The sequence below is a fragment of the Salinisphaera shabanensis E1L3A genome (assembly GCF_000215955.2).
Lineage (GTDB): Bacteria > Pseudomonadota > Gammaproteobacteria > Nevskiales > Salinisphaeraceae > Salinisphaera > Salinisphaera shabanensis.
The window spans coordinates 36,513-43,131 of record NZ_AFNV02000029.1; the positions used below are offsets into that span (position 1 = coordinate 36,513).

Here is a 6,619-nt window from a genome sequence, read left to right on the forward strand (position 1 = left end):
CAGCAAGCCGTGGACGGCGCGCACAGCGCTTCGCCTCAGGCCGCCTCGACGCGATCGCGGCCCGCGTTTTTCCCCTCGTACAAAGCCGCGTCCGCACGGCGCAACACATCGTCCAGGTCTTCATCGCTCGCGTCGAACTGGGTCACCGCCAGGGTGGCCGTGAGCCTGACGCAGTGCGAACCGCTGACCAGATCGCTGCCGGCAAGGCGCGTGCGTATCGTCTCGGCGATGGCGCGCGCCTGGTATTGATCGGTACCGGGCATAATCAAGATAAACTCTTCGCCGCCCAGACGGCCGAAGATATCCGACTCACGAAGCACTTCGCGACACAGATTCGCTGTCGATACCAGGGCCGCATCGCCGGTCGCATGACCAAAGGTATCGTTCACGCGCTTGAAGTGATCCAGGTCGAGCATGACGAACGACAAAGGCTGGCCCGACACGCGTGCCCGACACATTTCACGTTGTGCTGCGCCGGCATAGGCGCGCCGGTTGAAAGCGCCCGTCAAGGGATCGGTCTGCGCCTGTTCCAACAGCTTCGCTTCCAGCGCCGCGCGACGTTCGATTTCAGCGCGTGCCAGCTCCAACGCCATGAATTCGCGCCGACGGGTCGTTTCAAAGCGCTGTGCAGCAAACCAACCGGAAACCGCCGGGATCAACAGGAACGCCGCCAGCAGGATCATGCGTATTGGCGTCGTTTCACCGATATTGAGCTGGACGCTGACCCACGTCCCCACCGCGGTATACAGTGCGATACCCAGCGAATACACGGTGCGGTTGGGAAACAGCACGAACAGCTCGAGGATCAACACCATATTCACGGCGGCCAGCCAACGAATATTGTCCTCGGCGCTGATGAAATACAGGGCGAACAGCGACGTCATCCCCACCAGCGCAGCCGGCGTCATCACCAGCCCGGATGTTGCAAGCCACGGTCGCTGGCGCACCAACGCAGCGCTGGCCAACAGACCACAGAACAGGATCAGCCGTGCCGCCCAGACGCCATAAAGCGTCAACGAAAAACCGAACTGGTAATAATCGCTCAGGCCGAAGAGCAGCCATAGCACGCCCCACACCACGAGCATGCGGCTTACATAATTGGCGACCGGGCCCTCGATATGTCGGCGATAACGTCGTTCGGTATCGCCGTCGCTGAATTCCACACGCCATCGCGAAATGCGATAACGCCCGGGCTCGTTTTCCGGCAACACGGGCGGTGGCGCAGTAGCCGGCCGCGTTTGAGCATCAGCCGTTCGACCACGCGCCTTTGCTCGCTGGCTGAGGCGGTTCATGCAGGTTTGAATAAATAATGGTCAACAACTATCGGCGTTACACACCCGTGCTTGAGGCGCGAGTCACCGCGCACAAGCTGTCCAGCTTAGCCTGCACGATCCGGCCGCGGCCTATAGGATTGCCCTGTCGGCCCTGGGGTTACCGGCTTTCATATCCACCCGGGGCTCCTGTTCCGTCGCACCGCGCCTACCATGAAGCGTATTCTGCTTTTCTTCATCGCCACATCGGCTCTGCTGCTGTCGGGCCCGCTGCTGATGCTGGGCAGCGACGAACTGCGTATGGGGCAGAGCTGGCGCGAGGCCGATCGCAGCTCCGCGGCGCTGGCGCCCCGCCCGTCGCATGAATCCAGGGCCGTGGTACAGGTCTATGCCGCCCGGGCCTTCAGCTGGCGCGGCATCTTCGCCGTGCATACCTGGGTCGCGACCAAACCGGCCAATGCCGATCGCTATACCGTGCATCAGGTCGCTGGCTGGAACCGTCCGCCCCTGACCTCTCGCACCGACATCCCCGATCGCCGCTGGGTGGGCGCCACGCCGCAGTTGTTGCTCGACATGCGCGGCCCGCACGCCGAACAGGCGATCACGCAGATCGACGCCGCCCTGGCCGACTATCCCTACGATGCGTATCGCATCTGGCGCGGGCCGAACAGCAACACCTTCGTCGCCTGGCTGGTGCGCCATGTGCCGGCGTTGAACGTGGAACTGCCGCCCACCGCGATCGGCAAGGACTATCTTGGAGACGCCCTGTTCTCACAGGCGCCGAGCGGGACCGGCTACCAATTTTCCTTGTTCGGTGCGCTGGGCGTGCTCGCGGCATGGGACGAAGGCATGGAGATCAACCTGTTTGGTCTGGTCTGGGGCATCGATCCGGCGGACCTGGCTATCAAATGGCCGGGGCTGGGGCGTATCGCCTGCCACGATCCCGAACCGGACGCACGCTAGCGCGCGCCGGGGGACTGGCTGCACGGGCTGTCGCCCCATCAGGGCGACCGGACATGTCAGCTCGCTCGCACGAGTGCCGTTTCGACATAGCCGGCGACCATATCGCTGAGCGCGGCGATCAGCACTTCGCGGTCGAAGCCGGGCTCGGCCATGCTCAGATAACGCATGAGCGGAAACAGCGTGGCGTTGACGATGACGAACAACACCGGCCGCAGATCGTCGATCTGCAAACGCTGGTGATGGCGCAGCACATAGCGCCGGCACACCTCCATCGTATGGTCTTCAAGGGCTTCGATGACCGTCAACACGCCCGTCGTCTGCCAGTGACGCATGAGTTCCAGATACAGCGCCGGGCGGCGATCAACCACGGTCAAGGTCGCCTGTAGCAATCGCTCCACGGCCGCGCGGGTATCGGCCGCCAGGACGTCGACCAGCGCCTCGTCGACCGCTTCAAGAATCTGACCGCTCAGACGTTCGATCAACGCCAGCACCAGATCCGGCTTGCTTTCGAAGTACTGGTAGAGCGAACCGATGCTCACACCGGCACGCGCGGCGATATGGTTGGTGGTGGTCTCGACGAGACCGCGATCGATAATTTCCAACGCGGTCGCTTCGATCAAGTCGTCGACACGCCGCTGGGCGCGCGCCTGACGCGGTTTCTTGCGCATGCAGAACACGAGTTGAATGTGAGCAATTACTCACATTAACGTTCTTTCATGATTTCGCCAATGCACGATCGCATGATGGATCAATCCCGCAACTCAGTGCCCGCGATGCCGTCGCGCCACGGCATCGACCTCGATCGCAGCCGTGCAATCGCGGCCGCCATCGGCCGCGCGATCAAGGGCGACCCGCAACCCTCGCCCGAACGCTGGCAAGCGATCGGCCAGGCGCTGATGCAGGGTGACCCGCTCATGGACGATGTCGTGGCCTGGTTGTACGACGACACCACGTCCCACAGCCGGGGCGAGAAGCGCGCCCAGTTCCAGACCGCGGTGGATGCCGGTATCGATACCATTGCAGAGCCCGCCCCGGCCCTGCATGCGCTGTTCGCTCATGTGGGTACACGCCCCGCCTGGGTCGACGACACGCTGCTCGAACGCGGTGCCCGGGTTTCACACCGCAGCGGCATGGCCGGGCTGCACATCCTGCGCGATGTGGCATTAATGGGCGGCTATCAGGCCGCCGCAATCAACAAGACACTGGTAGCCACCGGCAGCCTCGAACGCGGCGCGCAACGTCGTCTGGCCGAAACCACATCCTGGTGGCTGGACTGTACCGGCGTGGGCGCGCTCGAGCGCTTCGGTGCGGGTTTTCGCAACACGTTGAACGTGCGCTTCATCCACGCCCTCATCCGCCGCGGGGTACAGGACAAACCCGATTGGCGCAGCCAGGACTGGGGCCTGCCGGTCAATCAGACCGACATGGCGAGCACACAGCTGGGCTTTAGCGTGATCTTTCTGCTGGGCACGCGCGTCGTGGGCGTGCCGATCTCCAGGGCTGACGGCCATGCGGTCATGCATTTGTGGCGTTTCATCGGCTGGCTGATGGGCGTGGACGAGCGCTGGCTTGCCGAAGACGAACAGGACGGCCGGCGTCTGCTCTATGCCCTGCTGCTCAGCCAGGCGCCGCCGGATGAATCCAGTCGCCAACTCGGCCGCGCACTGATGAACGAACCGCTCGCCCGGCCGTACCCCAACTTCGCCAAGCTGCGCGCCCGCTATATCCAGGCTCGTGCAAACAGCATCACACGCCTGTTCGTCGGCCGCCGCGGCATGCGCGATCTCGGCCTGCCCGTCTGGATGCCACCCTGGTATCCCGCACTCGCCGCGCCGCGCAACATCATCTATCACACCGGCGCTCGCTTATTGCCGGGCGGGCTGCGTCGGGCCGAACGCGCCGGCCGGCAGGCCCAGATCGACCAGCTGCATGCACTGTTTCCAGATCGCACACCGGGGATTCACCGGCCGGTGCTCAGTTAGCGCTTGCCGACTGCTTGAGCCGCCCGTATGAAAGCCGAGCCTGCCCAAGCGCTAATCCGCACGGCGCAGGCTGGCCAGCGCCTGCGCGCGCAAGCGTTCGCGCACCTCGCGTGCGTTCTGGTCGGCCGCGTCGAGATCGTGTTGCTCGCCTTTAGCCGGCAGTACGACGTCGGCAAGCGGCCGATCGCCCGGCTGCTTCATCGCCGCGCGTGCGTGCAGCGCGGCCGCTAAGCCGGCACGCATCGCGCCATCCCCGTGGTTGAGAAAAACGGTTGCCGCGGGCGCAGTCTCATCGATCTCGAATACGAACCGGCACAACGCGTCGATATCGCCATGGCCGGAATAATAGTCGCCAAAATCCACGAGGCGGGCCTGAATACGGGACGGGTCGATACGGGCTTTGCCGAGCGCAAGCGGCGTGTTGCTCGGCCACTCGCCCGCAATCAAGCGTCGCAGTCGTCCCGCGCCGGTTTCAGGCGGCGCATAGCCGCAGAGCACGATCGTGGCCGCCGGGTTGCCGATCTGATCGGTAATGAAATCCACGATACGCCCGCCCTCGCACATGCCGCTGCCCGCCAGCGCGACCAAGCGCGACAGCTCGGGGTCATGCATCGCACGTAACGTGCCGCCGGGCGCCCGATTGCGGCCAACCCGCGCCCATAGGTCCACGAGATACGCATCGACAGCAGCCTCGTCGGCCAGCCCCAGACGATCGGCCAGCGCCGGATTACGCCAGGGCGGTTGCTCGCCCTGTTCGTTGCGCCGCGTCAGCAGCTCGGCATAGACATCGGTCATACGCGCTGCGAGCGGGGCATCCATCGACAGCCAGCGCGGCCGACCGGCCGCATCCGGTGCGCCGGCCGCCGTATTGCGCAGCACTCGATCAAGATCGAACCACAGCTCCTGCGCCCGATGAATCGCAAAACACGGCACCACCACCGGACCGCCGCCGCGTGCGTCGCTGTCGGCAAACACATCGGCCCAGGCCTGCTCGCGGCCGGTAGCCGATTTATAGTGCGCCGGTCGCGCCGGCTCGGCGCCGCGGGTAGATTCCACCACCATATAATCCACCGCGCCGGGCGTTTGCTGACCGGCCAACAGCGATTGATACGGATTGCCCGGCGTATTACCGCCGATATCCCCGCTGAAACAGATCGAGCGCCGCGTGCTCGTGCGGCTGCGCCAGGCAATCGTAAGCGCCACCGCACCCAGAATATGCGCGCTGCGATGAAAGGTAACCGCGACACCGTGCAACCGCATGGGCTGGCCGAACTTGAAGTCGGCCCGGCGATCAAGCGGCTGGAAGTCGATCATCTCGACATCGTCCGCGTCGTACTCGCGCGAGAATTTGGCGGCGTCCATCAACGCGATACGCGTCATCGCCGCCGTGGCTTCGGTGCAGTACACCGGCCCGCGAAACCCGGCCCGATGCAGCTGCGGCAGCCGACCGCAATGGTCGCGATGGGCATGGGTTAAAAACACACAACTCAGCGCCCGCGCATCGAAACCCAGCCGCGGCGCACCGTCGGGCCGCATCAGCTCGCGCTCGGCATGGGCACCGCAATCCACAAGCGCACGCAGCCCCAGACGCGTATCCGTCAGCAGGCTGGCAGAGCCCGTGACGCCGTCCGCACCGCCGATGAAGGTCAATTCCATGGGGCCAGTATGCGTGCTTGACGGTGTTCGGTTTCAGAACGAATACCGAGGTAGCTACGCCAAGCTACCCTGGATCTACGCGTCTTCGCTGCCTGTTGGCGTGGCTGCTACTTCTGGGCTCAGAGCCGGCCGCCCTGATACACGGCTCGCGACTTACCTTTAGCTCACTTCGCCGGAAAACCATTAAATCGCGGAGCAATTAAATATACTGTCCCCGGATCGCCAATTAAATATACTGTCCCCGGATCGCCACGGATCGCCACGGATCACCACGAACGCACACTCCCCAGCCTGCCGGCGGCGCATATATCGCAGACGCTGATCGCCGTAAGACGAAATAACTACAAGACCGGGCTCTATAAAGACGACGTGGGTATTGTGCTCGAAAGCCGGGACGGGCAACTTAGAGTCTGGTTTGACGGGGGCAACGGACTACGGGCATTCCTCCCGAGCGCACTACCCGCTCACGACACTGTTTACGCAATGACGATCCACAAAAGCCAGGGTTCGGAGTTCGATGCCGCCACCCGCGTACTGCCGGACTACGACTTGCTAGTTTTGACGACGGAGTCGTTTTATCCGGGGTTAACTCGCACGCGCGAGAGGTTAGCTGTGCTTGTGCCGCATGAGGCTTTGCAACGGGCCGTTGGACGAAAGGTTGCACGGGTCTCGGGACTTGCCAGTCTAATAGTTATCGGAGATTAGAACGTGTCTAGATGTGTAAACCCACCAGGTTGTTCACGCCGA

Annotated in this window: 6 protein-coding genes; 3 read left to right on the top strand and 3 right to left on the bottom strand. The window is 63.7% G+C overall.

Annotated features, from left to right (window positions below; all coding sequences use genetic code 11):
* Positions 1 to 35 precede the first annotated feature (35 nt).
* Positions 36 to 1,163: a GGDEF domain-containing protein gene (locus SSPSH_RS18145; RefSeq protein WP_161627850.1), complete on the bottom strand. Its 1,128-nt coding sequence runs from the start codon at positions 1,161 to 1,163 to the stop codon at positions 36 to 38.
* Between the two features lie 321 nt (positions 1,164 to 1,484).
* Between SSPSH_RS18145 and SSPSH_RS16000 the strand changes: the two genes are divergently transcribed.
* The gene (locus SSPSH_RS16000; RefSeq protein ID WP_006912992.1) at positions 1,485 to 2,234 is read left to right on the top strand and encodes a DUF3750 domain-containing protein; all 750 of its coding nucleotides are present in this window, start codon (positions 1,485 to 1,487) and stop codon (positions 2,232 to 2,234) included.
* 56 nt (positions 2,235 to 2,290) lie between these two features.
* On the opposite strand, the gene SSPSH_RS16005 is transcribed toward SSPSH_RS16000, so the two are convergent.
* The gene (locus SSPSH_RS16005; protein WP_006912993.1) at positions 2,291 to 2,902 is read right to left on the bottom strand and encodes a TetR/AcrR family transcriptional regulator; all 612 of its coding nucleotides are present in this window, start codon (positions 2,900 to 2,902) and stop codon (positions 2,291 to 2,293) included.
* 72 nt (positions 2,903 to 2,974) lie between these two features.
* On the opposite strand from SSPSH_RS16005, the gene SSPSH_RS16010 reads away from it, so the two are divergent.
* Entirely contained in the window at positions 2,975 to 4,216 is a 1,242-nt protein-coding gene (locus SSPSH_RS16010; protein ID WP_161627851.1) for an oxygenase MpaB family protein, read from the top strand.
* A 51-nt stretch (positions 4,217 to 4,267) separates the two neighbouring features.
* Here SSPSH_RS16010 and SSPSH_RS16015 read toward each other — a convergent pair whose 3' ends face one another.
* Positions 4,268 to 5,872 (bottom strand): MBL fold metallo-hydrolase, encoded by a 1,605-nt coding sequence (locus SSPSH_RS16015; RefSeq protein WP_006913672.1) that lies wholly within the window; start codon positions 5,870 to 5,872, stop codon positions 4,268 to 4,270.
* Between the two features lie 483 nt (positions 5,873 to 6,355).
* Here SSPSH_RS16015 and SSPSH_RS19580 point away from each other — a divergent pair, with 483 nt between their 5' ends.
* Positions 6,356 to 6,577 carry an ATP-binding domain-containing protein gene (locus SSPSH_RS19580; protein ID WP_006913671.1) on the top strand — a complete coding sequence of 74 codons (222 nt, stop codon included), beginning with the start codon at positions 6,356 to 6,358 and terminating at the stop codon, positions 6,575 to 6,577.
* The last annotated feature ends 42 nt before the right edge of the window (positions 6,578 to 6,619 follow it).